Here is a 25,861-nt window from a genome sequence, read left to right as displayed (position 1 = left end):
TGCCCATTAGTTTAGTGCAGGGTTTTACGAGAGAGAATTAAAAACTAGTTACTAACCAAATAAAAATGTAGATTATGAAAAAGTTATTCCTTTCAATCGTAGCCGCTATGATAGCCGCTACGGCCACGTTTGCACAAAGCAGTATGCTTGCAACACTTAGCCACGATGGCGAGATTTCTACTTTCTATGGTGCCACCGCCTTGCGCGATGCCCACAACGCAGCAGCACATGGTGACATTATCACGCTATCAAGTGGTTCGTTCGTATCTGTAGATATTACCAAAGCCATCACCCTACGTGGTGCAGGCAGTGAAATCAATACTAAACTGCAGATAGAACCGACCGTCATTACAGGTGATTTCACTATCAATATTGCCGATGACATCACCGAACGTCTCACCATTGAGGGTATCTACCATAATCACATACTCTACTACAAAGGTAATCTAAAGAATGCGACTTTTATAAAGGACAGGTTCAAAAAGATTTATTACTCCAACAACGGTACTCTGAAAAATGCCACCTTTATCCATTGCAGAGTAGCGGAAGAGTTGTTTCTCTTTAATAACTCTACCGCCAGCTGCGTGAACTGTATGGTGTGGAAGCCTTGTTCTAATGATAGTTATAATAGTAACTACGAGTTTCAGAACTGCGTGATAAAAGGAGGTTATCTAGATGCTATATCTTCTTCTTCATTTAAAAATTGTGTGTTGATAGGATCAAATGCTACTTATGATAATATCCGATCTTCATGTGTTGCCTACAATTGTATAGGAATTGGCAATAATAACATTTTTAAGAATATGCCCAATCAGAGCAACGCCATTAAGAGCTATACCGACGTTTTTAAGACTTTGACGGGAAGTTCCTATAACGACAGCGAGCTCTTTGAACTGACCGATGATGCCAAGACCACTCTCTTGGGCATTGACGGCACACAGGTAGGTGTCTACGGCGGCAACATGCCTTTCGACAGCACGCCTACCAACCCACAGATTACGAAATGCAATGTTGCTGCTAAATCTACAGCCGACGGCAAACTGAGTGTAGATATCACCGTGAACGGAGCGGAATAACTCATAGTTAAGAGTTCATTGTGCATAGTTGTCAATCAAATAGTTGTACTTATGCGACGACGAATATTATTACTATGTTTTACGCTCAGCCTGTGCGCTTACGGCTTTGCACTCGATAGTGGCAACTATCTGGTGCGCAACGTTGCTACAGGTAAGTATTGGGGAGCAGCCAACAGTTGGGGCACACAAGCCTCGCTGGTCAGCAATCCCGAATACGTGACGTGGACACAGCTCGACGATGGTAAGTACCATCTGGAGAGCCAGGTGAACAATGGCGAAGCGGCTTATTACTTCAATGGTAACTTCATGGACAACGACACGCCCATAGCCCTCACCATTGAGCAGCGTGCCAATGGCTACTACACCATTAGCAATGGCGAGATATACTACGGCTATGACGGCAGCAGTACTGTATTAGGCAAAACCGAGACTGACCCCACAGCAGCCAATGTGCAGTGGGAGATTGTCTCTGTGGACGATGCTACGGTTGCACTCAGTCAGGCAACTCAGGCCGCCCCCATGAATGCAACGTTTCTGATAGCCGACCCGAACTTTGGCCGCAACAACCGGCATTACAATGCATGGACTTTTGAGGCATCGAATAAGAATAATGAAGGCGATGTGACCAACTACTGTGTGGAGTCGTGGCACGCCACGTTCACCATGAGCCAGACACTAAATGTTCCAAATGGCGTCTATGGACTGACGGCACAGGGCTTTTATGCTCAGGACGGTTCAGATGAGAGTCATCTGCCTGTATTCTTTCTGAACGATGCGACTCAGACATTTCCTGTAAGGCAGGGAGCAGAAAACTCGATGGCTTTGGCTTCTGCTTCTTTCAGTCAAGGACTTTACGCAACGCAGCCGATATTTGTCAATGTGACAGACGGTATTCTTACCCTTGGCGCCCGTTTGGAGGGAAATACGCAGTTGTGGTGTATCTGGGATAATTTCACTCTGTTATACTATGGTACTGAAGCCGACCATCAGCAAATGACTTTCGACGTGCGTTTCAACAAAAAGGTGGCAGAAGTAAATAGTCTGCTCACCACAGAGAACGTGACCACCGAAGGAAGACGACAGCTGAACGAGGCATTGGCAGCATTTAATACTATCAATGTCAACTCTGCAGAAAGTGCTCAACAATCAGTTGAACAACAGATAGATGCAGCTGTGGCTTATGCTAAAGATGGTCTTGCGCTTGTTGGACAACTCGCAGCCTGTTATAATAAATATGGTGAGAGGGTAGGTGCAGCAGGCAGCAGCGATCAGACACTGATAGGAACACTTGCCGCAATCATATCGGCCATGTCAGGCCATACGTATGAGAGTAATGCTCAGATAGAGGGATGGATAGAAGCCCTCACCACTGCTCGCAAGCAATACTTTCCATACGAGTATCGCTACTGGTTCGACAACGATGAGCGCACAGAGCATACCGGTCTGAGCAATTCGCCCAAGTGGAGTTTTGATGCCGACATCAGTGAACTAAAAGAAACCTTGCACACACTCCACTTCCAGGTGAGCGATGAGGAAGGAGAACTCAGTGTACCCGTAACCCGTTTCTTCGTCAAAACAATCAACTCTACGGCCAATTATGGACGTTACTGGTTCGATGATGCCATTGACCAGATGCAATCATCGCCACAGATGCAGGGCGCATTCGATATCGACGTGAGCCAGTTGCCAGAGGGCTTCCACATGCTGCATTATCAGGTGGTGGGCACCAACGGCAATGTGTCGGGCATAGTGACTTGCCAGTTCTACAAACTATATATGCCCACTATGAGCAGTTGGCGTTGCTGGTTCGACAATGACTTCTCCACGTTGACCACTGGTACTGATCTTGACAAGACCATTCTGCTCGATGTCAGCAGTCTGGTGGACGGCTATCATGTGCTGCATATTCAAGCTGATGGCGGAAAAGGGGTTGCTTCGACTCCTATCACCCGTCCGTTCATCAAGACTCCTCAAGTGGTAGGCGTAGATCATTTGACCTGTCTTTGCATGATTGACGACCAGCTCTACAAACAGGAGCAAGTGTCGGCCAATGGTGGTGTTGTAGAGTGGAAGTTCGACGTGTCTTCTCTCTCACAAGGCTTCCATCGCCTGTTCATCCAAGTGGTTACGCCCAGTGGTGCCGCCACAAGTGCCTACCAGTCGTTTTTCATGCGTGAGACGACCTCGGCTGAGTTTGCCCAGATGAAGTGCGTCTATGCCATCGATGGAGCTGAGTTCTATACCGAGGCAGGCCAGGTGGCCAATGGTACTTACCATTTCGACCTTGATGTATCATCGCTCGATGACGGGCTGCATCGCATTACCTATATGCTCAGCAACGGTTTCGGAGTTTCGACCAAGGCTCAGACACAGTTCTTCATGAAGACCCCGTTGGGTGGCAATGGCATCACGGAATACTGGTATTGGCTGAATGACCAGGCCGATAGCAATGCGACAAAGGTGAAGTTGCCAGAGAGACAAGACCCGTTCTCGCTGATATCGCTGCTGCCCGTGGAGAGCCAGCCACTGCGTTCGTCGCTGTTCCAGTTCCGCATAGAGCAGGACAAGCCTGTCATCTATGCCAAGAACGACATCCACATCCGTTTCTATGATGCTGCTGGACGGTTCACCGATGCATCGAAGCAATATGTGGATGAGAGCGTGAAGCAGGAGGTGACGGATGTTACACTGTTGAATCCCGGTGAACACAAAACGTCAGCACGGCCTGCTGACAATGAAGTGAAGTGGTATAAGGTGGAGGCTTTGCGAGGTGATAGTCTGGCCTTCAAGACCGACTATCCTTGTTCTGTGCAGCTATTCTCGCCTTCGGGTGAAGAACTCTATGCTGTGTCGGGTCCAGAAGCTGTCAAGTATGGTGGCTCACATGCATCTGAGGACGGAACATACTATCTTGCTCTTCACGACGTGACTGCACAGAATTGCCATAATCTGAGTATAGACTATCAACATATAGATAAGTATGCATTGCTGAGCTACACGCCAGATGAGTTTGGCGTTTTGCCTGGTGTGCAGATGATGAATATCAGTGGCAATGGTTTCACGGAATTGAAGTCAGCATATCTTAGAAACGGAGCACAAATCATACTGCCTGATACGGTAGCAGCAATGAGTAAATCGGAAGCGACCCTTGTCTTTGTGTTAAATGGAACTGAGGTGAAAGGAAACTACGATCTTGTGTTACAATTCGAAGAAGACGGCAATGCGAATGAGATCACTGTAGCATCAGCTGTTACTCTTGCCATACCAGACTTTAGTGACATTCAAATAGAGATAACTGATCCTCGCAGTGTGGCAAGTCCGTATCCTGTAAGTATTAAGGTGACGAATCCAAGTAATCTGACGCTATCGCATATTCCTTTCTATATGGCTTTCGACAATGTGGAGAAGATTAACGAATTCAGTTTCTTGAACTTTGATGTTGAGGCCAATAAACTGCTGGTTGACAGTGGCTTGGTGTTTATACACGACATTAAGAACTTCAAGCAGAAAGGCATTGCAGCACGAATGGTTCCTACTGTGATACCAACCTTGCTACCTGGAGAAACACAGACCTATGTTATAGGGTTTAAAGCCGGCAACCATGCCACTTATAATGTCTATGCATGGACAGGCACACCATGGAGCTTCTACGCTGCGGAGACCATGAATGCTATTCAGACATTAGCCCAAAACGGTACAGGCTATAGTGGAGGAAATGGCGGCGGTTCAGGATGTGGTTCTGGCAGTGGCTCTGGCTCTGGGGCTGGCTCTGGGGCTGGCTCTGGGGCTGGTTCTGGTGGCGGTTCCGGCTCTGGTTCTGGCAGTGGTTCTGGTGGCGGTTCTGGCAGTGGCTCTGGGGCAATGATTATCTTGCCTGGTGGCGGTAGCGCTAGTGGCAATATAGGCGGCAATGTTGCAACAAGCTGTATGCCAGACCCGTGCGGATATGCAGGAGTTATCAAAAGCTGGATAGAAGAATGCACTTGTGCTACGGCATTAGGACTTGGACAGGTACTTGGGGGCATTCACAATGCCTTGCATAATAGAAGCAACAGAGCACAACGAGAGCAACTTGCAGCAAGTGGGTTATTTGATAATCCTTATGATTATTTCCCAGATTATTACCTGCCAAATCCCAATGACATTTTCAATAACTGGTTAGGGCATTGCATTCCTTACCCTGGACTGTTGGGTAAAGTCATGTCTGGGTTAAACGCATTTCAAAATACATTCGGTGGCGATCCTTGTCCCAATCCAGACCCTCATGGTTGCAATCAATGGAATCCTGGTGATCCTAATGACATCTTCGGCTACATGGCGGAGTCTGGCAGCAAGTATATGAAAGAGGGGACAACTGATGTGTATTATACTATCGAGTTTGAGAACGATCCAGAAATTGCAAATGCTTCGGCTCATACAATTGTGGTGAAGGATACGCTCGACACATCAAGATTCGACCTTTCAACTTTCGCTGCCACAGGTGTGAAGATTGGCGAGAAGGAAATGAAACTCAATGGTGAAAAGAATTTCTCGAAGAAAACGATGGATTTGCGCCCTGCAATCGATGTAATTGCACAAGTTAGCCTATCGCTTGACGAGCAGAAAGGTATTGCCACATGGACAATTGAATCTCTGGATCCCATGTCGATGGAACCCACGATGGATGTTATGCAAGGCGTACTTCCTGTCAATGTGAATGGCAACGGACAAGGCGAGTTGACCTTTGACATCAAACTGAAGCCTGGCATGGTGGAAGGTGAGTCTGTAAGTAATCGTGCTGCTATTGTATTTGATCAAGAAGGGGTGATTATGACACCTGTATGGACAAACATCGTGGATGCTACACTACCTGAAAGCTCTATAGCTGATGTGGCAATGGCCTCTGATTCTACAGTCAAAGTGATGATTGAGGCATCTGACGAAATGTCTAAGCCTTGGAAGTATGATCTCTATGTTCAAGAAAATGCTGACGGAGTATGGAAACTCGCGGCTGCGAATATGCCTATCGATTCTGTTGCTGCAATAGAAGTTGAAGAAAGCGTTTCATACGGCTTCTACGTTGTCGTGACCGACTCGGCGGGCAATGTGGAGCAGAAAGAGGCCGCGCGTGAGTTCACCTTCGAGGTGTTCGGCTCACAGGTTGATACGGATACGAAGATCACGCTGGCTCAAGGCTGGAATTGGATGTCGCACAACCAGCAGGAGACGTTGACTCTCGATGCGCTGAAGCCAAAGGCTACGCGTATAGTGGGTCAAACAGAAGAACTGTTTAAGGATACTCGGTTCGGATGGATGGGCGACCTCGAGGAATTGCAGCCTACACAGATGTATAAACTGCAGATGGATGATGCCGCCCAGGTACAATTCAGCGGCCGACTGTTCAATGCTGGTTTCCGCTCCATTCCGCTTTATGAGGGATGGAACTGGATGGGCTATCCTGTGGCCAATACGATGACCCCCACCGAGGCACTGAGTAAACTTGAGGCTGAAGAAGGTGATATGCTTATCGGACAGGACGGACTGGCTACTTACAGCGAAGGCGAGTGGCAAGGCACACTGCTCACTATGGAGCCAGGACTGGGCTATATGTATCGTTCGCAGAGCGACAAGAACCTCTTTCTCAATGCTACAGCCCAATCAAGTAGCAGGAGAAACATTGTGCGACGTTCAGTATGCGAAGTTCAATACCCTGATGGATGGATTGTTGACAAGCGGAAATATCCTAATGTAATGGGTGTGATAGCCCAGCTGTGGAACGGTTCACGACAGGAGGATGCCGCAGAGTGGGTGCTTGCTGCTTTCTGTGAGAACGAGTGTCGGGGTGTCAGTCAGACGGTCAGCGGCACAATGATGATGAACGTCTATGGCAATGGAGGTGAACAAATCTCGTTTTGCGTGATGAACCTTCAGACTGGCGAGCTGCTAAATGTAAGCAATACGGAAAGTTTCCGTCCCGAAGTGCTTGGCACAATGGTGCAGCCCTACGAGTTGCAAGTAGGTGAACCTACTGGCGTGAAACTAGTACACATGAGTTCACCTACTACCGCTGTCTATGATCTGATGGGACGCCGCCTACAGCCTTCTACTCCTTTGGGGAAGGGCGTCTATGTGGTGAGTGACTCAGAGAATAAGTCAATCCAAAAAGTGATCAGAAAATGATGAGAAGGCGCTTATTGTCTATCGTGTGCCTGCTGCTCGGAGTGGCAGCAGGCGCACTTGCCCAGCACTGGTCGGTGAACCCACATGCCTTCCAGTATGACATGACGGCATACGTGCAGCTGTCAAAGGTGCAGCAGAGTGGTTATGAGGTAGCCGCATTCTGTGGTGACGAGTGTCGCGGCATTGGCAAATTGCTCACGGCCAATGACGGCACACAGGTGTTTCAACTGCGTATTCGCAGCAATGAAGCTACTGGTGAAACGATTACGTTTAGGGCATGGAACGTGGCCGATGAACAGGAATACGTGGCCAACGTTTCTATTACGTTCGCTTCGCAAGCCGTGGAGGGAACACCCAGCGAGCCTGTTGTCCTGGACTTAGGTATCAGTCTGAAGGGTGACGTGAACGGCGACGGAGAGATTACTGCACAGGACGCATCGCTCATCCAGCAGTATGCAGCCCGTAAGTTTGGCGCAGATGCAGCAGGCTTTAATGTTGCTGCGGCTGATGTGAATGGTGATGGTGACGTTAACGCCCAGGACGCATCGCTCGTTCAGCAGTATGTGGCAAAGAAAATATTATGGTAATAATTAACGACAAAAAATGAAAAGACTGATTATTTGTGCGCTGGCCGTCCTTTTAGCTTATGCTAACGGAACGGCTCAGACAGTGACAGTGGCAGATGTAGAAGCACTGCCAGGAGAAACGGTGACTTTTGTACTCAATCTTAGCGGTGGCAAGGCCGACACTTATACATCGCTACAGTTTGATGCTGAGTTTCCCTCCGGCTTTACCACAACAGGTGACTATAGCATCTCATCCAAATGGAAGAATGCCTCTGCAACTGTAGGTGAGGTGATTGATGGAGTGGCAACCATTCCTGTGTCTTCGGCAGAGGTGATTGCCGGTACTGATGTTGAGGGACTGTTCAGTGTTGACGTTAAGGTGGGAGATGATGTGGCGCTTGGCAGTTATGATGTTACTCTCAAAAAGATTACGTTTGGTTATGGATTCACTGACAAGGATATTGCCCCGGACGTGACTTTCAAAGTAAATGTGGTCAGTATCCATACGATTGTTCTCGACGAGAACTCAACAGCAGTTCCCGAAGCTGCCGAAGGGGTGAACGTTCGAGTGAAGCGCACCATTAATGCCGGTGAGTGGAGCACCATCTGCCTGCCCTTTGCAATGACAGCGGAGCAGGTTAAGACAGCTTTCGGCAATGACGTACAGTTAGGCAACTTCTGTGACACAGAGTCAACTTACGATAATGATGAAAACGTGACGGCAATCAGCATTTCGTTTGAAAACGCTACTGAGATTGAGGCCAACCACCCTTATGTTATTAAGGTGTCGGAACCCATCACGGAGTTTTCGGTGGAAAACGTGGATGTTGATCCCGCAGAAGACGATGCTTTGGTAGAAGTGGACAACGGAAAGACGGGCAAGAAGCGTGTGGTCTATGGCGGGTTCTATGGCACCTATCATGCTGGGACGCTTCTAAACGAGTTTACACTCTTCTTGAGCGACAACAAGTTCTGGTATTCCGCTGGAAAGACACAGATGAAGGCCTATCGTGCCTATTTCGATTTGCTCGACATATTGACCAACGTGGAAGATGCTGCTGCCCGTATCAGCTTTGATTTTACAGACGATGCCCTTCCCACTGGTATTCAGAACGTACAGCAGCAGATTGCTACTGGAACTTACGACCTGCAGGGACGCCGCATTGGCAAAGCCAAAAATGGACTCTATATCAGAGACGGTAAGAAACTCATGGTGAAATAACAGAAAGGAGGAAGCGATAGACTTATGAAAAAGGTATATATACAGCCACAGGCAACTATGGCGGAAAATGTGGATGACGTGATGCTTTGTAGTTCGAATGGCATCTATGCCGACGACTTGGGTATTGGCTATGGTGGCGTGGATGAAGATGGACAGAAAGATCCTGATGCCAGACAACAGAATTTATGGGAAGATGAATAAAACAATTGGTTGATCTTCTGGAATCGCTACACCTTATTATATAATATAAGGAAACGGGACCAGCATTAGTGCTGATCTCGTTTCCTTTCTTTTTACTATTCATTCTCACCAGACTGTCCTATGGGAAGCTCGATAATGAACCGGCAACCATTGTCGTAGTCGGTGTCGAGGGTAAGCGTACCACCGAGATTGACAACATGGCGATAGGTGAGCGGGATACCAAGGCCAAGACCTTCCGACAGCTCGTTGATTTTGGTGAAAGGCTTGAACATCTTGTCGATAGCGTTTTTCGGAATGCCGGGGCCTGTGTCCTGGATAATGAAGAATACGCTCTCACCCTTATGTTCTACAGTAAGGGAAATATTCTTGCCGTCTGAATATTTTGCAGAATTGTATAGCAATTCACTAATGCTGCGCATCAGATAGAGACGTATGGTAAGGATGGAGAAATCGTCAGGCACATTGGTGTGGAAATCAATGCTGATATTGGAGAAATGTCGGCAGATGAAGTCTATATCATCGCGTGCAATCTCGTTGCAGGACACCATCTCTTTTTGCTTGTTGTTCAACTCTTCGGACGAACCAGTGTCTGAGCTTTCGTAGAGCATCAGTACCATACGGCCAAGGAGATGGCCGTTGTGCCGCATCATGTCGATGACGCCTTTCATCTCTTCTTCAGGCAGGCGCACGGAGGTGTCGCGCATCACTTGGGCAAATCCCATGATGATGTTGAGCGGGGTGCGTATCTGATGGGTCAGACCCTGTATGAAAGTGGTCTTCTGTCGGTCTGATTCCTCAGCAAGAAGGGTAGCCTGAGCCAATTCCTTGTTCTGTCGCGCTGTCTCGTCGGCAGCCTGGCGGATGGCGTTGACATGGCGCGAGAGCGATTCCTGCATGGTGGCAAAACTGTTCTGCAGTCGGCCAATGACATCGCTGCGGTGGGTGTGGCCGATAGGACGCGCGTCGTAGTTGCCTTTGGCAATGAGGTATGACTGCTGTGCCAATTGGTTCAGCGGCAGAATAGCGTGGGTTACGCTCTTCCGGCAGAATACGAGGATGATTATCAGGCTGACAATGACCAGCGGAATGAGGATGATGCCCAGTCGGTGGTAGCCATGCAGAATGTCTTCGTAAGGACAGATGATGGCCAGACTCCAATTGGTTCCGGCTACCGGTTGGTAGGAAACCAGACAGGATACGCCGTTGATCTTCGCTTCTATGCTCCCCTGATGGCCCGACGTCATTTGATGGCCAAGAGAGATGATGTCGGCATTCTGATATGGATTGGCACCATCGAAAATGGTCTTGACGAAGAGTTGGGTGGTATCGGGGTGAATGATGAAGTGACCGTCGGCTCCCGTCATGATATAATAGGAATTAGGGTAGGGACGCTCGGCATTGATGACCTCTGACAATCGGCGGAGGGATAGGTCGGTGCTGACTACTGCCACGAATTTCCCGTCGGAGTTGTAGAGGGGCTTGCTGTAAGACGCAATCATGCCGTCAAGGGTCAGCTCAAGAGAGTCGGCTTCATCATAATACACTACCCAGCAGGCTTTCGCATTGTCGCGCGGGGTGGCATACCATACTTTGCTGAAGTAATCGTATTTTTCTTCTATGACGGTAGTGATGGTATCGGACTCGCGTACGGTGTAGGCTGAGAAATGTCCGCCAAATTGTGGGAAGACTTCCGGCTCGGCACTGATGGAACATCCGTCAACATGTGGGTTCCTTTGAACAATGTTGCGGGAAATATTCAATAAGGAGTCCGGCTGAAGGTATTTGGTAATCAGCCAGGCGTTGACTTCGGTCGCTGTCTCTACTGCATTTAAATGACAGGTGAAACGTTGCATCGTAGTGTTGAGAACACTGCTGGCACGCTCCTGAGCTTCTTGGCGAAGAATGTGGCGTGACTGATAGAACAAGGTGCCGAGCGATGTCGTGAACACAATGATAACCAGTGTGAGAATGCCCAGACCGAGCTTGAGGGAAAGACTGGTTCTACGCATACTCTTCCTCCTTTCCCTTGTTTTCGTCCGAACTGCTGAGCAGATTCTTCAGAAGGATAGTGATACTCTTGCCTTGGGCCTGGATTTCAGTGACAATCCGGTCGGCCTCCTCTTGTGATATGCTCTCATAATTATCACATAGGGTACTTACGTCATTGGCTATCGTTGTGGCCGGCACCATCATCTGATTGGTCATGTTATGGAGCACGGCGGTTTTCATACGGTCGGCTTTTTGAGCACGCTCATAGGCTTTGCGCAGACCGATGCCACGTTCGTGCAGCGTGTTGCTGAGTTCTTCCAGTTCACTGACGTGCTTGGAGAGTGAACGTTGCATGTTCTGGAAATTGTCCTGCAACTTACCTATTTCATCGTGATGATTGCTGTCTGGAATAATATCGTCATAGTGCCCTTCTGAAATGCGTTGTGCCGAAACGGAAAGTTTTCGTAACGGAAGAAATAAGGAGTGAGCAAAAGTTCGGCAGATAACAAGAAGCAGCAAGAGTCCGAAGATGGTGATTGCCAATACGACATAGAACAACTGGTTGTAACTGCCGTAAATATCGTCTTTCGGAAAAACAATACCAGTGCTCCAGGCAAGACGCTCGCATGAACGCCCTGGTACCAATGTACGCTTGAAAGGCTTGTAGAAAATGTAATAGTCTTTGCCGTCTTGACGGAACGGCTTGTAGCCCGTCTGACCAGAAACCATGGATTGGGCGGCCTTTTCTATTGTATGGTTGGTACTGAGACTGGCCTCGGTGAAAACATTCTCACGCAGAAGCTTTGAATCGTCGGGGTGAAGGATGAATGAACCGTCACTGTCCAACAGTACTGCATAGGAGTTGGGTGAAGGCTTGGCAGCGAGGATGATATGCGACAACTGGCTGAGAGACAGGTCAACAGCCAAGATGCCAACAATGTAACCGTCGGTTCTTCGGATGGGCAGCGAGAAGGTGACAAAGGGATCGTCAATCTTTTTTCCCTTCAATGGATTCATCCATATAGCTTTCCCCGTCTTCACGGGGGTGGCGTACCATTCCTGTTGGGTATAAGGACAGTCACCAAAAGTGTCGGACTGAATAATGGGGACGTTGGAGAATTCTAAGCTATCGTTATACGTGCGATAGATATAGGTCATGAAAAATTCACGGTCTTTATAATAATAAGGTTCGAAGGCAATGGCACATCCGGCAATATATGAATTAGACTTTATCAGCTCAAGGCAGAAGTCAGTCATCATTTCAGGTTGGTCGAGATGAGGAAGAAGATTAAAGTACATGTTCCCCGATGCCTGCTCTATACTTAATAATATATTGTCGATATGCTGGACGGTACCTTCTAATTTTTGGTCGGCTTTGTGAAGGGCTTCAATCTTAATGGCATTGTGTGAATAGTAGAGCATCACACTGAGCGATACCACGAGAAGCGTCGTCGTGGCAAGAACAACTAATAGGCTTAGTTTAGTCGATAGGGTTATTCGTATAGTTCTACCCTTTTGTGTCATTTGGTTTTTAATGATTCATCGGTTAGTTTGCCATTCACTAAAAATCGGTGACAAATATAATCATTATTTCTGAATATCATGCATTTTTAATAAAAAATAGTTTGGTTTGCCTTTGATTTTGGCCAATTAGACTAATTCTCCCTCAACTTCCTCCTTACATTTATTATATATATATTATATATAAGGATGAAAGTGGAAAGGAAACATGATAGATGAGTAAATAGGGAAAGAGTGCTTTATGTGAGATTAAAAAGAACCTTCTAAAAGTTAAATAAGCATAAATATGTGTTGATTGTTATTGTTTATACAAAATAATATGCGTAACTTTGCAGCCGCAAAATAAGTATTGCGCTGGCATTCCTGCTAACAATACGCTATAAAAGAGCAACTTAACCTTCAAATGCGAAGAAGTGAGAGCCGCCTTTTTAAGTGTGTTTATGAGCATCGGATTGGAGCGCCACTTAAAAAGAAAAATTTATTTTATACATTTTATTATTTAAAAATTAAAACTGAAATGCCAGGATTGATTGGAAAAAAAATCGGAATGACATCCGTTTTCAGTGCCGACGGTAAGAATGTACCGTGCACTGTTATCGAAGTTGGTCCTTGTGTTGTTACACAGGTCAAGACTGTTGAGAAGGATGGCTACAAAGCTGTTCAGCTCGGTTTTGGCGAGGCTAAAGAAAAGAACACAACTAAGCCTATGATGGGCGTGTTCAAGAAAGCCGGTACAACACCAAAGGCTCACTTGGCCGAGTTCAAGTTTGATGAGGACTACAACCTGGGTGATACAATCACCGTTGAGCTCTTCAATGACACAGAGTTCGTTGACGTTGTAGGTACTTCAAAAGGTAAGGGCTTCCAGGGCGTTGTGAAGCGTCATGGTTTCGGTGGCGTAGGTCAGGCTACTCACGGTCAGGACGACCGTCTGCGTAAGCCAGGTTCTATCGGCGCCTGTTCTTATCCCGCTAAGGTTTTCAAGGGAATGCGCATGGGTGGCCACATGGGTGGCGATCGCGTAACAACGCAGAACCTTCGTGTGTTAAAGGTAATTCCGGAGCATAACCTTCTCCTTGTGAAAGGTAGCTGCGCTGGTTGCAATGGTTCAACTGTTTTAATCGAGAAGTAAAAAATGGAAGTTAGTGTATTGAATATCAACGGTCAGGAGACCGGAAGAAAGGTAACCCTGAATGAGGCTATCTTTGGTGTTGAGCCTAATGACCACGTCATTTATCTCGACGTTAAGCAGTATCTCGCTAATCAGCGTCAGGGTAATGCTAAGTCTAAGGAACGTAGCGAACATGCTGGTTCTACTCGTAAGCTGGGTCGCCAAAAAGGCGGTGGCGGTGCACGTCACGGTGATATCAACTCATCTCTGCTGCGTGGTGGTGGTCGCGTATTCGGTCCTACACCTCGTGACTATAGCTTCAAGCTGAACAAGAAAGTGAAGCAGCTGGCTCGCAAGTCGGCTCTGGCCTACAAGGCTCAGGATAACGCAATATTGGTATTGGAAGACTTCAACTTCGAAGCTCCTAAGACAAAAGAAATTGTAAATATTGCTAAAAATCTGAAAGTCGATGGTAAGAAGCTTCTCTTCGTTTTGCCAGAAGCTAATAAAAATGTATATTTGTCGGCTCGCAACCTGCAGCGCGCTGAGGTGATGGAAGCTGCAACGCTCAATACCTACAAGGTTTTGAACGCTGATGTGCTTGTTATCACTGAAAAGTCGTTGGAGGCTATCGACGGAATCTTAAACAAGTAAAAGGAGACATAAGATATGGCATTTATCATAAAGCCCCTGGTTACTGAGAAAGCAACCAAGATCACGGAAAAGACTTCTGCCCCTAAAAAGCTTCGCGCTCGTGGCAAGAAGACTATTGAGAATAAGAATGCTGTAGAGGAGAAGATTTCCTATGTAGTTAAGCGCAGCGGTAAGGCTGACGAGACTAAGGAAAAGTCTATCTACACCTATGAGAAGCCTGCTCGTCCCCAGTATGCATTCATTGTTAAGCCTGAGGCTAACAAGATTGAGATTCAGAAGGAAGTCGAGGGACTCTACAACGTTACAGTTCTGAGCGTAAACACGATGCGTTATGCCGGAAAGCGCAGTCAGCGCTATACCAAGGCTGGTCTCGTGAAAGGTCAGAAGAACGCTTTCAAGAAAGCTATCGTAACGCTGAAGGAAGGCGACGAAATTGATTTTTATAGCAATATCGATTAAATAAGAAATGGCAGTACGTAAATTAAAACCCGTTACTCCGGGTCAAAGACACAAGGTTATTGGCACGTTCGAGGATATTACTGCATCCGTGCCAGAGAAGTCTCTCGTTTACGGTAAGCGTTCTACCGGCGGTCGAAACAACACCGGTAAGATGACCGTTCGCTACATGGGTGGCGGCCACAAGAAGAAGTATCGTCTGATCGACTTCAAACGAGAGAAAGATGGTGTTCCTGCTGTGGTGAAGACAATCGAGTATGATCCTAACCGCTCTGCTCGTATCGCACTTCTCTATTATGCAGATGGTGAAAAACGTTACATTATTGCTCCTAATGGACTGCAAGTTGGCGCACAGCTGATGTCTGGAGCTGAGGCTGCACCTGAGATTGGTAATGCCCTGCCCCTCGCCAACATCCCTGTAGGTACGGTGATTCACAACATCGAGCTCCGTCCAGGTCAGGGTGCATTGCTCGTTCGTTCGGCTGGTAATTTTGCTCAGTTGACTTCTCGTGAGGGAGACTACTGCGTGATTAAACTCCCCTCAGGTGAGACTCGCAAAGTGCTCTCTGCTTGTAAGGCTACTGTTGGTGCAGTAGGCAACTCAGACCACGCTCTGGAACAGTCTGGTAAGGCTGGACGTTCACGCTGGTTGGGTCTTCGTCCACACAACCGTGGTGTTGTGATGAACCCACATGATCACCCAATGGGTGGTGGTGAAGGCCGTCAGTCTGGTGGACACCCACGTTCACGTAAGGGTCTGTACGCTAAGGGTCTGAAGACACGCGCACCTAAGAAGCTTTCAAACAAGTACATCATTGAAAGAGCTAACAAGAAGTAATCAAAAAGACAAGAGTTAAATTATGAGTCGTTCATTAAAGAAAGGTCCTTATATCAACGTTGCTCTCGAGAAGAAAGTTCTCGCCATGAATGAGAGCGGCAAGAAGACTGTCGTTAAGACTTGGGCCAGAGCATCAATGATTTCCCCCGATTTCGTGGGACACACTGTTGCAGTTCATAACGGTAACAAATTTATCCCTGTTTACATTACTGAAAACATGGTTGGTCACAAGCTCGGTGAGTTCGCACCCACACGTCGCTTCGGTGGTCACGCCGGTAATAAGAAGTAATCCCAGGGAAAATTGAAAATTAAAAATTGAATATTAAAAATGGGAGCAAGAAAACATATTAAGGCTGAAGAAAGAAAAGCAGCTCTTAAGACACAGTATTTTGCAAAGCTGAAAGGCTGTCCTTCTTCTCCGCGCAAGATGCGTTATGTCGTTGATATGATTCGCGGCATGGAGGTTAACCGCGCTCTTGGCGTACTCCGTTTCTCGAAGAAGGCTGCTGCTGCCGATGTGGAGAAGCTTCTCCGTTCGGCTATTGCCAACTGGGAACAGAAGAACGATCGCAAGGCTGAGGCCGGCGAACTGTTCGTTACTCGCGTCTTCGTTGACGAGGGCGTTACACTGAAGCGAATGAGACCTGCACCTCAGGGACGCGGATATCGTATCCGCAAGCGTTCTAACCACGTTACCCTGTTTGTTGACGCTAAAACTAACGACGTAAAAGAATAATAGAATGGGACAGAAAGTAAATCCAATTAGCAACCGTCTGGGTATCGTTAGAGGTTGGGATTCAAATTGGTTCGGAGGCAAAGACTTCGGAGATAACCTGGTAGAGGATCAGAAAATCCGTAAGTACCTCAACGAGCGCCTGGCTAAGGCTAGCGTTTCGAAGATTGTCATCGAACGTACACTGAAACTGGTTACCATTACTATTTGCACGGCTCGTCCGGGTATCGTCATTGGTAAAGGTGGACAGGATGTAGATAATCTGAAAGACGAGTTGAAGAAACTCTTCGATAAGGATATTCAGATTAATATCTTTGAAGTAAAGCGTCCAGAGCTTGACGCTACAATCGTTGCCACGAATATCGCTCGCCAGATTGAGGGCAAGATTGCTTATCGCCGCGCTATTAAGCAGGCTGTTGCCAACACAATGCGTGCTGGTGCTGAAGGTATTAAGGTTCAGATTTCGGGACGACTGAATGGCGCCGAGATTGCCCGCAGTGAGATGATTAAGGAAGGACGTACGCCATTGCACACCTTCCGCGCTGACATCGACTTCTGCCAGGCTGAGGCTCTCACAAAGGTTGGTCTGCTCGGTATCAAGGTTTGGATTTGCCGTGGAGAAATCTACGGAAAGGTTGACCTCGCTCCTAATTTCACTCAGGAGAAGCAGGGTGGCCGCACCAACGGTGGTAACAGAGATGGCCGCAAGTTCCGTAATAAGAAGAAGTAAAACTGTTTAAAGTAAGAAGCTATCATGTTACAACCTAAGAGAGTTAGATATAGAAGACCTCAAGACGGACGCGGCAATAAAGGCAACGCCCACAGAGGTACTACACTGGCATTCGGTTCGTTCGGCATCAAAACTCTTGATGCAAAGTGGATCGACAGCCGTCAGATTGAAGCAGCTCGTGTTGCTATCAACCGTTATATGAACCGTGAAGGTCAGGTTTGGATCCGAATCTTCCCCGACAAACCCATCACTCGTAAGCCCGCTGACGTACGTATGGGTAAAGGTAAGGGTGATCCCGCAGGATGGGTTGCACCTGTAACACCTGGTCGTATCCTCTTTGAAGTTGAGGGCGTTCCCTTCGAAGTGGCTAAAGAGGCTCTCCGCCTCGGTGCCCAGAAGCTGCCCGTAAAGACCAAGTTTGTTGTAAGACGTGACTACGATAAAAACGCTTAATTAGAGTATGAAGATCAAGGAATTGAAAGAGCTCGAGACCAAAGAATTGGCAGAGCGCATCGAAACGGAGGTTGCCAAGTACAACCAAATGAAGTTGAACCACAACATCACTCCGCTGGAGAATCCATCGCTGATTAAGGCTGCACGTCGTGACATCGCACGTATGAAGACGGAACTCCGTCAGAGAGAACTTAACAAATAACAATGGTCCAGATGGAAACAAGAAATTTAAGAAAGACAAGACAGGGTGTCGTGATCAGCAACAAAATGGATAAAACCATTGTTATTGCAGCTAAATTCAAAGAGAAGCACCCTATTTATGGTAAGTTCGTACAGAAGACGAAGAAGTACCATGTTCATGATGAAAAGAACGAGTGCCAGGTAGGTGATACCGTACTCGTTATGGAAACCCGCCCTCTGTCTAAGACAAAGCGCTGGAGATTAGTACAAATCGTAGAAAAAGCTAAGTAAATATGATACAGACAGAATCAAGACTTACAGTAGCTGATAACAGTGGTGCACGTGAAGCTCTCTGCATTCGTGTACTGGGTGGAACTCGCCGCCGTTATGCCAGCGTTGGTGACGTTATCGTCGTTGCCATCAAGAACGCAATCCCTACGAGTGACGTTAAAAAGGGTGCAGTGTCGAAGGCTCTGATTGTTCGCACAAAGAAGGAAATTCGTCGCCCCGATGGTTCGTACATCCGTTTTGACGATAATGCCTGTGTTCTGCTGAACAACGCTGGTGAGCTTCGCGGAAGCCGTATCTTCGGTCCCGTAGCTCGTGAGCTTCGTGCCGTAAACATGAAGGTCGTATCTTTGGCACCTGAGGTTCTTTAACATTTTAAAGTAATAGAAGTAATGAGCAAGTTACATATCAAGAAAAACGATACCGTTATTGTTCTGGCCGGTGAGGACAAGGGCAAGACTGGTAAGGTGCTGAAGGTCTTGGTAGAAAAGCAGAAAGCTATCGTTGAAGGAGTTAACTTCGTCAATAAGAGCTCTAAGCCCAGCGCCAAGAATCCTCAGGGTGGCTTCGAAAAAGTAGAAGCTCCCATCCATATTTCTAATTTGAGTCTGATTGATCCGAAGAGCGGTAAAGCTACTCGCGTTGCTATCAAACACGAAGGCAAAAACGTAATTCGTATCGCCAAAAAGTCTGGGGAGGAGATTAAGTAATGAATACAGCACAACTTAAGAAAACCTATGCTGAGCAGATCGCTCCAGCATTGATGAAGCAGTTCAACTATACTTCTGCAATGCAGATTCCCGTCCTGAAGAAGATCGTGGTTAATCAGGGTCTGGGCGATGCCACTCAGGATAAGAAGATCATTGAGGTTGCAATCAACGAAATCACTGCCATCTGTGGTCAGAAAGCTGTTGCAACTTATTCAAAGAAGGATATTGCAAACTTCAAGCTGCGCAAAAAGATGCCTATCGGCGTGATGGTTACTCTGCGCCGTGAGCGTATGTATGAGTTCCTTGAGAAACTCGTTCGCATCGCTTTGCCTCGTATCCGTGACTTCAAGGGTATTGAGAGCAAGTTTGATGGTCGCGGTAACTACACCCTCGGTGTGCAGGAACAGATCATCTTCCCTGAAATCAATATCGATTCTGTAGACCGCATTCAGGGTATGAACATTACCTTCGTAACAACGGCTAAGACCGATGAAGAGGGTTATGCTCTGCTGAAGGCCTTCGGTCTCCCGTTCAAGAACGCTAAAAAAGACTAAGAGAATATGGCAAAAGAATCAATGAAGGCCCGCGAGGTAAAGCGCGCCAAGCTGGTAGCTCGTTATGCTGAAAAGCGTGCAGCCTTGAAAAAGGTTATTGCTACTGCTGATGTGAATACTGAAGAGGGAGCTATGGAAGCTTACGAGGCTGCTCGTAAACTGCAGGCTATTCCCAAGAACGCTAACCCCATCCGTCTGCACAACCGTTGCAAGATCACTGGACGTCCAAAGGGTTATATCCGTCAGTTCGGTCTCTCTCGTATTCAGTTCCGTGAGATGGCTTCTGCCGGTCTCATCCCTGGCGTAAAGAAGGCCAGCTGGTAAGAAAGAGCTAATCATTTTTTTAATATTGTCGGGGGAGTCCCGATTAATTAAATTTTATTTTTATGACAGATCCAATAGCAGATTTTCTGACGAGGTTGAGAAACGCAATCATGGCTCATCACCGTGTTGTAGAAGTACCAGCTTCTAACTTGAAGAAGGAAATCACAAAGATCCTCTTCGAGAAAGGTTACATCCTGAACTACAAGTTCATCGAGGATGGCCCTCAGGGAACTATCAAGGTTGCCTTGAAGTATGATCCCGCAACTAGAGAGAACGCAATCAAGTCTCTCAAGAGAGTGTCAACACCAGGTCTCCGTAAGTACACTGGTTATAAAGACATGCCGAGAGTTATTAACGGACTGGGTATCGCTATCTTATCTACGTCTAAAGGTGTAATGACAGACAAAGAGGCTGCCGCTTTGAAAATCGGTGGTGAGGTTCTTTGCTACGTTTATTAATTGGAGGATAGAATATGTCAAGAATAGGAAAATTGCCAATTAGTATTCCTGCTGGCGTTACAGTAACACAGGATAAGGACGGAGTAGTTACCGTTAAGGGTCCCAAGGGCGAACTCTGTCAGAAAGTCGACAAGTCAATTCTCGTAAAAATTGAGAATGGTCAGGTAACCTTCTCAATCGATGAGAATAGCCCTGTTAATCTTAAGCAGAAACAGGCTTTCCATGGCCTCTATCGCGCACTCGTAAACAATATGGTTATTGGTGTGAGCGAGGGATATAAAAAGGAAATGGAACTTGTTGGTGTAGGCTACCGTGTTTCTAATCAGGGTAACCTTATCGAATTCTCACTGGGTTATACGCACCCCATCTTCATCCAGCTTCCTAAGGAAGTAAAGGTTGAGACAAAGTCTGAGCGTAACCAGAACCCACAGATTATTCTGGAGAGTGCCGACAAGCAACTGCTTGGTCTTATCTGCGCAAAGATTCGTTCTTTCCGTATGCCTGAGCCTTATAAAGGAAAGGGTATCTTGTTCAAGGGTGAAGTTATCCGTCGTAAGTCGGGTAAGTCAGCTTCAGCTAAATAATTAACGATTAAAGATTAATTATCATGACAACAAAGAAAGTAGAAAGACGAATCAAGATTAAATACAGAATTCGCAAAAGCGTTTTCGGCACAGCCGAGCGTCCCCGTATGAGCGTGTTCCGCTCTAACAAGCAGATCTACGTTCAGGTGATTAATGATTTGGAAGGTAAAACTCTTGCATCTGCATCTTCTCTTGGCCTCGAGGCTATGCCTAAGATTCAGCAGGCTGAGAAAGTTGGTGAACTGATTGCTGCTAAGGCAAAGGAAGCTGGCGTTTCTGCCGTTGTCTTTGACCGTAACGGTTATCTCTATCACGGCCGTGTGAAGTCTCTTGCTGATGCAGCACGTAAAGGTGGACTTAATTTCTAAACGATTATGGCAATGAACAAAGTTAAAGTAAATAGCGACGTAGAGTTGAAAGACAGACTGGTTGCCATCAACCGTGTTACTAAGGTAACGAAGGGTGGTCGCACCTTTACATTCGCAGCTATCGTAGTTGTTGGTGACGGCAACGGCGTAATTGGCTGGGGACTGGGTAAGGCCGGTGAAGTTACCGCAGCCATCGCAAAGGGTGTTGAGGCAGCTAAGAAGAATCTTGTGAAGGTTCCTGTACTCAAAGGTACTATTCCTCATGAGATGGAGGCTCGCTTCGGCGGAGCTCAGGTATTCCTGAAGCCGGCTGCTGCCGGTACCGGTCTTGTGGCCGGTGGTGCTATGCGTGCCGTTCTGGAGAGTGCTGGTATTAAGGATGTGCTGGCTAAGTCTAAGGGTTCTTCTAACCCCCATAACTTGGTAAAGGCTACCATCGAGGCACTGAGTCTGATGCGTGATGCTTACACCGTAGCTGGAACCCGTGGCATCAGTATGAATAAAGTATTTAACGGTTAAATAGGAGGTATAAACTATGGCAACTATTAAGATTCAGCAGATTAAGAGTAAAATCGGTTATCCCGTTGACCAGAAGCGTACCCTCGAAGCACTTGGACTTCACAAGATCTCTCAGGTTGTTGAGAAGGAAGATACCCCCGCTATCCGCGGTATGATCCGTAAGGTTCATCATCTGGTAACCGTTATTGACTAAAAAATCATCAACTTTTAAAACAGAATTCGATTATGAAACTGAATAATTTGAAGCCTGCAGAGGGTTCTACACACTCACGTCGTAGAATTGGTCGCGGTCCTGGTTCAGGTCTCGGCGGTACTTCTACTCGTGGTCATAAGGGTGCAAAGGCTCGCTCTGGCTATAAGAGAAAGATTGGTTTTGAAGGTGGTCAGATGCCTCTGCAGCGCCGTCTGCCTAAGTTCGGCTTTAAGAACATCAACCACAAGGAGTACTTCGCAGTTAACCTCTCAACCCTTCAGAAACTTGCTGAGGCTAAGAACCTCACCAAGATCGGGGTAGAAGAGTTGGTTGCCGCTGGTCTGACCAATGGTAAAGACTTGGTTAAGATCCTCGGCAATGGCGAACTGAAGGCTAAGCTCGAAGTTCAGGCCAACGCTTTCTCAAAGAAGGCTGAAGAGGCTATTAAAGCAGTAGGTGGAAACGCAACAATAATCTAACCATAACATGAAGAAGTTTATAGAGACACTGAAGAACATTTGGAAGATCGAAGATCTGAGAACTCGTATTGGTATCACGATCCTTTTCGTGGCTATCTATCGTTTTGGATCATTTGTCGTACTTCCTGGTATCAACCCTGGTTTGCTTGATACACTGCAGAAGCAGACTGCAGGCGGCCTTATGTCGCTGCTGGATATGTTCTCTGGTGGAGCATTTTCCAATGCGTCTATCTTCGCACTTGGAATCATGCCTTACATCTCGGCTTCTATCGTTATGCAACTTCTTGCCGTTGCTGTACCTTATTTCCAGAAGATGCAGCGTGAAGGTGAGAGCGGTCGCAAAAAGATTAGTATGTATACTCGGTACCTGACAGTAGCTATCCTGCTGTTTCAGGCACCGAGCTATCTTATTAACTTGAAGATGCAGGCTGGCGCTGCCCTGGCAACAGGTATCAGCTGGCCGGTATTTATGTTCCCCGCTACGGTCATCCTTGCGGCTGGAAGTATGTTCATCCTCTGGTTGGGTGAGCGCATTACAGATAAAGGCATTGGTAATGGTATTTCAATGATCATTATGATCGGTATTATTGCTCGTCTGCCGCAGGCCTTCATTCAGGAGGTTTCTTCTCGCTTTGCAGCGATTAGTGGTGGCGGTCTGGTGATGTTCCTTGCCGAGTTACTGATCCTTTTGGCTGTTGTATGTGCGGCTATTATCCTGGTACAGGGCGTTCGAAAAATTCCTGTACAGTATGCTAAGCGTGTTGTTGGCAACCAGCAGGTTGGTGGAGCACGTCAGTACATTCCCTTGAAACTGTTTGCAGCCAATGTGATGCCTATCATTTTTGCACAGGCAATTATGTTCATCCCATTGCAGATTATACAGTTGACAAATCCAGAGAATGCTAGCTGGCTGTTGCGCGCTATGCTTGATCATCATAGTTGGATCTACAACTTGGTGTTCGCTCTGCTGATTATTGCATTCACCTATTTCTATACGGCTATTACGCTGAATCCTACGCAGATGGCTGAGGATATGAAGCGCAATAATGGATTTATTCCTGGAGTTAAGCCTGGTAAAGATACTGCAGACTTTATCGATACGATTATGTCGCGTATCACTTTCCCTGGTTCTCTCTTCATTGCCTTCATAGCTATTATGCCTGCTTTCGCAAGCTTGCTTGATGTACAGGACGGTTTCTCACAGTTCTTCGGTGGTACTTCATTGCTGATCTTGGTGGGTGTCGTTCTTGATACTCTGCAACAGATTGAAAGTCATCTGCTCATGCGCCATTATGATGGCTTGCTTGAGTCGGGTCGCATTCACGGTCGTGGTGGAGTTGCTGCCTATTAAGAAATGAAGATATTTCTAAAGACTGAAGATGAAATTGAGCTGATGCGTCAAGCTAACCAACTTGTTGGTAGAACGCTTGGCGAATTAGCAAAGCATATTAAACCTGGTGTAACGACCCTCCAATTGGATAAAATTGCCGATGAATTTATTCGCGACAATGGGGCAATACCTACTTTTAAAGGTTTCCCCAATCCATATGGAGGACCGTTTCCCGCAAGTATCTGTACATCGGTAAACGATGTTGTGGTACATGGGGTACCAAGTGACAAAACCGTGCTTAAAGAGGGAGATATCATCTCTATAGACTGTGGAACTCTCTTGAATGGTTATAATGGAGATTCTTGCTATACATTCTGTGTAGGAGAAGTTTCTGAAGAAGTTAAAGAATTGCTTCGGACTACTAAAGAGTCTCTATACCGCGGCATTGATAATGCAATTGCCGGAAAGCACGTAGGTGATGTCAGCGCTGCTGTGCAGGATCATTGTGAGGCTAAAGGGTATGGTATCGTTCGTGAACTCACTGGTCATGGTATTGGTCGTGAAATGCATGAAGATCCTCCTGTGCCGAATTATGGACGACGCGGCAATGGGGTAACATTTAAGGCTGGTATGTGTATTGCAATAGAACCAATGGTCACAATGGGAAAGCGTGAAATTTATATGCTTCCTGATCGTTGGAGTATATGCACACGAGATGGTAAACCTGCTGCTCATTTTGAGCATACAGTGGCAATCCGTCAAGGTAAGGCTGAAATTTTATCATCATTTGAAGAAGTAGAATCATTAGAAGGTAAACTTTACTAAAAGCAAAGTATGGCAAAACAATCCGCTATCGAGCAGGACGGAACTATTATTGAGAGTCTCTCGAATGCTATGTTCCGTGTAGAACTTGAAAATGGTGTGCAAATTATTGCGCACATATCCGGTAAAATGAGAATGCACTATATACGCATACTGCCCGGTGACAAGGTGAAGGTTGAGATGAGCCCTTATGACTTGACAAAGGGTAGAATCGTATTCAGATATAAATAAATATTTCAAACCATATGAAGACAAGAGCATCATTGAAGAAGCGTACACCCGACTGTAAGATCGTTCGTCGTAAAGGTCGCCTGTTCGTTATCAACAAGAAAAACCCTAAGTATAAGATGCGTCAGGGTTAAAGTGTTAAATAAGCATAACAAAGGAGGGAAATATCAATTTATTTCCTTACCTTTGCGTGCTTTTTAGCAGAAAATCGATTTTTATTTTATTATTTTTATCATTTAAATTATCAAATGGCAATAAGAATTGTTGGAGTAGATTTGCCCCAGAATAAGCGTGGCGAAATCGCATTGACCTATATTTATGGTATAGGTCGAAGTAGTTCAGCAAAGATCTTGGATAAGGCCGGCGTGAGCCGCGACCTGAAAGTCAGCGAGTGGACCGACGATCAGGCAGCTAAAATCCGTGAGATTATCGGCGCTGAATTCAAAGTAGAAGGTGATCTTCGTAGTGAGATTCAGTTGAACATTAAGCGCCTTATGGATATTGGCTGCTACCGTGGTGTCCGTCATCGTAATGGTCTGCCTGTTCGTGGACAGAGCACAAAAAATAATGCTCGTACACGTAAGGGTAAGAAGAAGACTGTTGCTAATAAGAAGAAGGCCACGAAGTAAAGTAAAGGTTAACAATTAAAAGTTTACAGTTATGGCAAAGAAAACAGTCGCTTCAAAGAAAAGAAACGTGAAGGTTAGCGCCATGGGCCAGCTTCATGTTCATAGTTCTTTTAATAATATTATCGTATCTCTTGCTAATGATGAGGGTCAGGTGATCTCTTGGTCTTCAGCTGGTAAGATGGGTTTCCGTGGCTCAAAGAAGAATACTCCTTATGCTGCTCAGATGGCTGCAGAGGATTGTGCTAAAGTAGCTTTTGATCTGGGCCTGCGTAAGGTAAAGGCTTATGTTAAGGGGCCTGGTAATGGTCGTGAGTCAGCTATTCGTGCCGTGCATGGAGCTGGTATCGAGGTAACTGAAATTGTTGACGTTACACCAATGCCACACAATGGTTGCCGTCCTCCAAAGCGCCGTCGCGTATAATTAGATACTATGGTAACTATATATACTATAGTAACTATCAAACAAAGAATCAATAAAAAATATAT

At 46.5% G+C, this 25,861-nt stretch carries 33 protein-coding genes; 31 read left to right on the top strand and 2 right to left on the bottom strand.

Going from position 1 to position 25,861, the window contains the following annotated elements; translation table 11 throughout:
- Positions 1-74 precede the first annotated feature (74 nt).
- From L6475_RS12530 to L6475_RS12510, 5 genes are read left to right on the top strand one after another with little or no spacing between them, the layout of a single operon-like run.
- Positions 75-1,076 carry a hypothetical protein gene (locus L6475_RS12530; RefSeq protein WP_237820530.1) on the top strand — a complete coding sequence of 334 codons (1,002 nt, stop codon included), beginning with the start codon at positions 75-77 and terminating at the stop codon, positions 1,074-1,076.
- Between the two features lie 51 nt (positions 1,077-1,127).
- Complete coding sequence (locus L6475_RS12525; protein ID WP_237820528.1) at positions 1,128-7,235, top strand: hypothetical protein; 6,108 nt, start codon at positions 1,128-1,130, stop codon at positions 7,233-7,235.
- Positions 7,232-7,822: a dockerin type I repeat-containing protein gene (locus L6475_RS12520; RefSeq protein ID WP_237820526.1), complete on the top strand. Its 591-nt coding sequence runs from the start codon at positions 7,232-7,234 to the stop codon at positions 7,820-7,822. The genes L6475_RS12525 and L6475_RS12520 overlap by 4 nt, the downstream gene beginning before the upstream one ends.
- A 16-nt stretch (positions 7,823-7,838) precedes the next feature.
- Positions 7,839-9,023 (top strand): hypothetical protein, encoded by a 1,185-nt coding sequence (locus tag L6475_RS12515; protein ID WP_237820525.1) that lies wholly within the window; start codon positions 7,839-7,841, stop codon positions 9,021-9,023.
- 24 nt (positions 9,024-9,047) lie between these two features.
- A complete protein-coding gene (locus tag L6475_RS12510; protein WP_237820523.1) occupies positions 9,048-9,224 on the top strand; it encodes a hypothetical protein in 177 nt (58 codons plus the stop codon).
- Positions 9,225-9,319: 95 nt separating this feature from the next.
- Here L6475_RS12510 and L6475_RS12505 read toward each other — a convergent pair whose 3' ends face one another.
- Together L6475_RS12505 and L6475_RS12500 are read right to left on the bottom strand one after the other, a co-directional pair.
- On the bottom strand, positions 9,320-11,233 hold the full coding sequence (locus tag L6475_RS12505; RefSeq protein WP_237820520.1) for an ATP-binding protein: 1,914 nt from the start codon (positions 11,231-11,233) through the stop codon (positions 9,320-9,322).
- Positions 11,226-12,737: a cache domain-containing protein gene (locus L6475_RS12500; protein WP_237820518.1), complete on the bottom strand. Its 1,512-nt coding sequence runs from the start codon at positions 12,735-12,737 to the stop codon at positions 11,226-11,228. The genes L6475_RS12505 and L6475_RS12500 overlap by 8 nt, the downstream gene beginning before the upstream one ends.
- Positions 12,738-13,251: 514 nt before the next feature.
- Between L6475_RS12500 and rplC the strand changes: the two genes are divergently transcribed.
- From rplC to rpsK, 26 genes are all read left to right on the top strand, one after another.
- The gene (rplC, locus tag L6475_RS12495; protein ID WP_237820516.1) at positions 13,252-13,866 is read left to right on the top strand and encodes a 50S ribosomal protein L3; all 615 of its coding nucleotides are present in this window, start codon (positions 13,252-13,254) and stop codon (positions 13,864-13,866) included.
- 3 nt (positions 13,867-13,869) lie between these two features.
- Positions 13,870-14,499, top strand: coding sequence for a 50S ribosomal protein L4 (gene rplD, locus L6475_RS12490; RefSeq protein WP_237820514.1), 630 nt, complete (start codon positions 13,870-13,872; stop codon positions 14,497-14,499).
- 15 nt (positions 14,500-14,514) lie between these two features.
- On the top strand, positions 14,515-14,958 hold the full coding sequence (gene rplW / locus L6475_RS12485) for a 50S ribosomal protein L23 (RefSeq protein ID WP_237820512.1): 444 nt from the start codon (positions 14,515-14,517) through the stop codon (positions 14,956-14,958).
- A gap of 7 nt (positions 14,959-14,965) precedes the next feature.
- On the top strand, positions 14,966-15,793 hold the full coding sequence (gene rplB / locus L6475_RS12480) for a 50S ribosomal protein L2 (protein WP_237820510.1): 828 nt from the start codon (positions 14,966-14,968) through the stop codon (positions 15,791-15,793).
- Positions 15,794-15,815: 22 nt separating this feature from the next.
- Positions 15,816-16,082: a 30S ribosomal protein S19 gene (rpsS, locus tag L6475_RS12475; protein ID WP_237820508.1), complete on the top strand. Its 267-nt coding sequence runs from the start codon at positions 15,816-15,818 to the stop codon at positions 16,080-16,082.
- A gap of 39 nt (positions 16,083-16,121) precedes the next feature.
- A complete protein-coding gene (gene rplV, locus L6475_RS12470) occupies positions 16,122-16,529 on the top strand; it encodes a 50S ribosomal protein L22 (RefSeq protein ID WP_237820506.1) in 408 nt (135 codons plus the stop codon).
- Between the two features lie 4 nt (positions 16,530-16,533).
- Positions 16,534-17,256 carry a 30S ribosomal protein S3 gene (gene rpsC / locus L6475_RS12465; protein WP_237820504.1) on the top strand — a complete coding sequence of 241 codons (723 nt, stop codon included), beginning with the start codon at positions 16,534-16,536 and terminating at the stop codon, positions 17,254-17,256.
- A 24-nt stretch (positions 17,257-17,280) separates the two neighbouring features.
- Positions 17,281-17,709, top strand: coding sequence for a 50S ribosomal protein L16 (gene rplP / locus L6475_RS12460; RefSeq protein WP_237820502.1), 429 nt, complete (start codon positions 17,281-17,283; stop codon positions 17,707-17,709).
- Between the two features lie 7 nt (positions 17,710-17,716).
- Positions 17,717-17,911, top strand: a complete 195-nt coding sequence (gene rpmC / locus L6475_RS12455; RefSeq protein WP_237820500.1) for a 50S ribosomal protein L29 — start codon at positions 17,717-17,719, stop codon at positions 17,909-17,911.
- 2 nt (positions 17,912-17,913) lie between these two features.
- Complete coding sequence (gene rpsQ, locus L6475_RS12450; protein ID WP_237820498.1) at positions 17,914-18,180, top strand: 30S ribosomal protein S17; 267 nt, start codon at positions 17,914-17,916, stop codon at positions 18,178-18,180.
- A 2-nt stretch (positions 18,181-18,182) separates the two neighbouring features.
- On the top strand, positions 18,183-18,548 hold the full coding sequence (gene rplN / locus L6475_RS12445) for a 50S ribosomal protein L14 (protein WP_027448981.1): 366 nt from the start codon (positions 18,183-18,185) through the stop codon (positions 18,546-18,548).
- Between the two features lie 21 nt (positions 18,549-18,569).
- A complete protein-coding gene (rplX, locus tag L6475_RS12440) occupies positions 18,570-18,887 on the top strand; it encodes a 50S ribosomal protein L24 (RefSeq protein WP_237820496.1) in 318 nt (105 codons plus the stop codon).
- Entirely contained in the window at positions 18,887-19,441 is a 555-nt protein-coding gene (rplE, locus tag L6475_RS12435; protein WP_237820494.1) for a 50S ribosomal protein L5, read from the top strand. Before rplX ends, rplE begins: the two co-directional genes overlap by 1 nt.
- Before the next feature lie 6 nt (positions 19,442-19,447).
- Positions 19,448-19,765 carry a 30S ribosomal protein S14 gene (gene rpsN, locus L6475_RS12430; RefSeq protein ID WP_237820492.1) on the top strand — a complete coding sequence of 106 codons (318 nt, stop codon included), beginning with the start codon at positions 19,448-19,450 and terminating at the stop codon, positions 19,763-19,765.
- A gap of 62 nt (positions 19,766-19,827) precedes the next feature.
- Entirely contained in the window at positions 19,828-20,223 is a 396-nt protein-coding gene (gene rpsH, locus L6475_RS12425; RefSeq protein WP_237820490.1) for a 30S ribosomal protein S8, read from the top strand.
- Between the two features lie 14 nt (positions 20,224-20,237).
- Positions 20,238-20,807, top strand: coding sequence for a 50S ribosomal protein L6 (gene rplF, locus L6475_RS12420; RefSeq protein ID WP_237820489.1), 570 nt, complete (start codon positions 20,238-20,240; stop codon positions 20,805-20,807).
- Positions 20,808-20,830: 23 nt separating this feature from the next.
- Positions 20,831-21,175 (top strand): 50S ribosomal protein L18, encoded by a 345-nt coding sequence (gene rplR, locus L6475_RS12415; RefSeq protein ID WP_237820487.1) that lies wholly within the window; start codon positions 20,831-20,833, stop codon positions 21,173-21,175.
- A gap of 6 nt (positions 21,176-21,181) precedes the next feature.
- Complete coding sequence (gene rpsE / locus L6475_RS12410) at positions 21,182-21,694, top strand: 30S ribosomal protein S5 (protein ID WP_237820485.1); 513 nt, start codon at positions 21,182-21,184, stop codon at positions 21,692-21,694.
- Between the two features lie 16 nt (positions 21,695-21,710).
- On the top strand, positions 21,711-21,887 hold the full coding sequence (gene rpmD, locus L6475_RS12405; protein WP_237820483.1) for a 50S ribosomal protein L30: 177 nt from the start codon (positions 21,711-21,713) through the stop codon (positions 21,885-21,887).
- A gap of 32 nt (positions 21,888-21,919) precedes the next feature.
- Entirely contained in the window at positions 21,920-22,366 is a 447-nt protein-coding gene (gene rplO, locus L6475_RS12400; RefSeq protein ID WP_237820481.1) for a 50S ribosomal protein L15, read from the top strand.
- A gap of 7 nt (positions 22,367-22,373) precedes the next feature.
- Positions 22,374-23,717: a preprotein translocase subunit SecY gene (secY, locus tag L6475_RS12395; protein WP_237820479.1), complete on the top strand. Its 1,344-nt coding sequence runs from the start codon at positions 22,374-22,376 to the stop codon at positions 23,715-23,717.
- A gap of 3 nt (positions 23,718-23,720) precedes the next feature.
- Positions 23,721-24,521, top strand: a complete 801-nt coding sequence (gene map, locus L6475_RS12390; RefSeq protein ID WP_237820477.1) for a type I methionyl aminopeptidase — start codon at positions 23,721-23,723, stop codon at positions 24,519-24,521.
- A 9-nt stretch (positions 24,522-24,530) separates the two neighbouring features.
- Positions 24,531-24,749, top strand: a complete 219-nt coding sequence (infA, locus tag L6475_RS12385) for a translation initiation factor IF-1 (protein ID WP_091818946.1) — start codon at positions 24,531-24,533, stop codon at positions 24,747-24,749.
- 14 nt (positions 24,750-24,763) lie between these two features.
- The gene (gene rpmJ / locus L6475_RS12380; RefSeq protein WP_009160995.1) at positions 24,764-24,880 is read left to right on the top strand and encodes a 50S ribosomal protein L36; all 117 of its coding nucleotides are present in this window, start codon (positions 24,764-24,766) and stop codon (positions 24,878-24,880) included.
- Between the two features lie 114 nt (positions 24,881-24,994).
- Entirely contained in the window at positions 24,995-25,375 is a 381-nt protein-coding gene (rpsM, locus tag L6475_RS12375) for a 30S ribosomal protein S13 (RefSeq protein ID WP_073207290.1), read from the top strand.
- A 31-nt stretch (positions 25,376-25,406) separates the two neighbouring features.
- A complete protein-coding gene (rpsK, locus tag L6475_RS12370; protein ID WP_237820475.1) occupies positions 25,407-25,796 on the top strand; it encodes a 30S ribosomal protein S11 in 390 nt (129 codons plus the stop codon).
- The last annotated feature ends 65 nt before the right edge of the window (positions 25,797-25,861 follow it).

It is taken from the genome of Prevotella sp. E9-3, assembly GCF_022024015.1.
Lineage (GTDB): Bacteria > Bacteroidota > Bacteroidia > Bacteroidales > Bacteroidaceae > Prevotella.
This window is presented reverse-complemented; position numbering and strand designations above follow the sequence as displayed.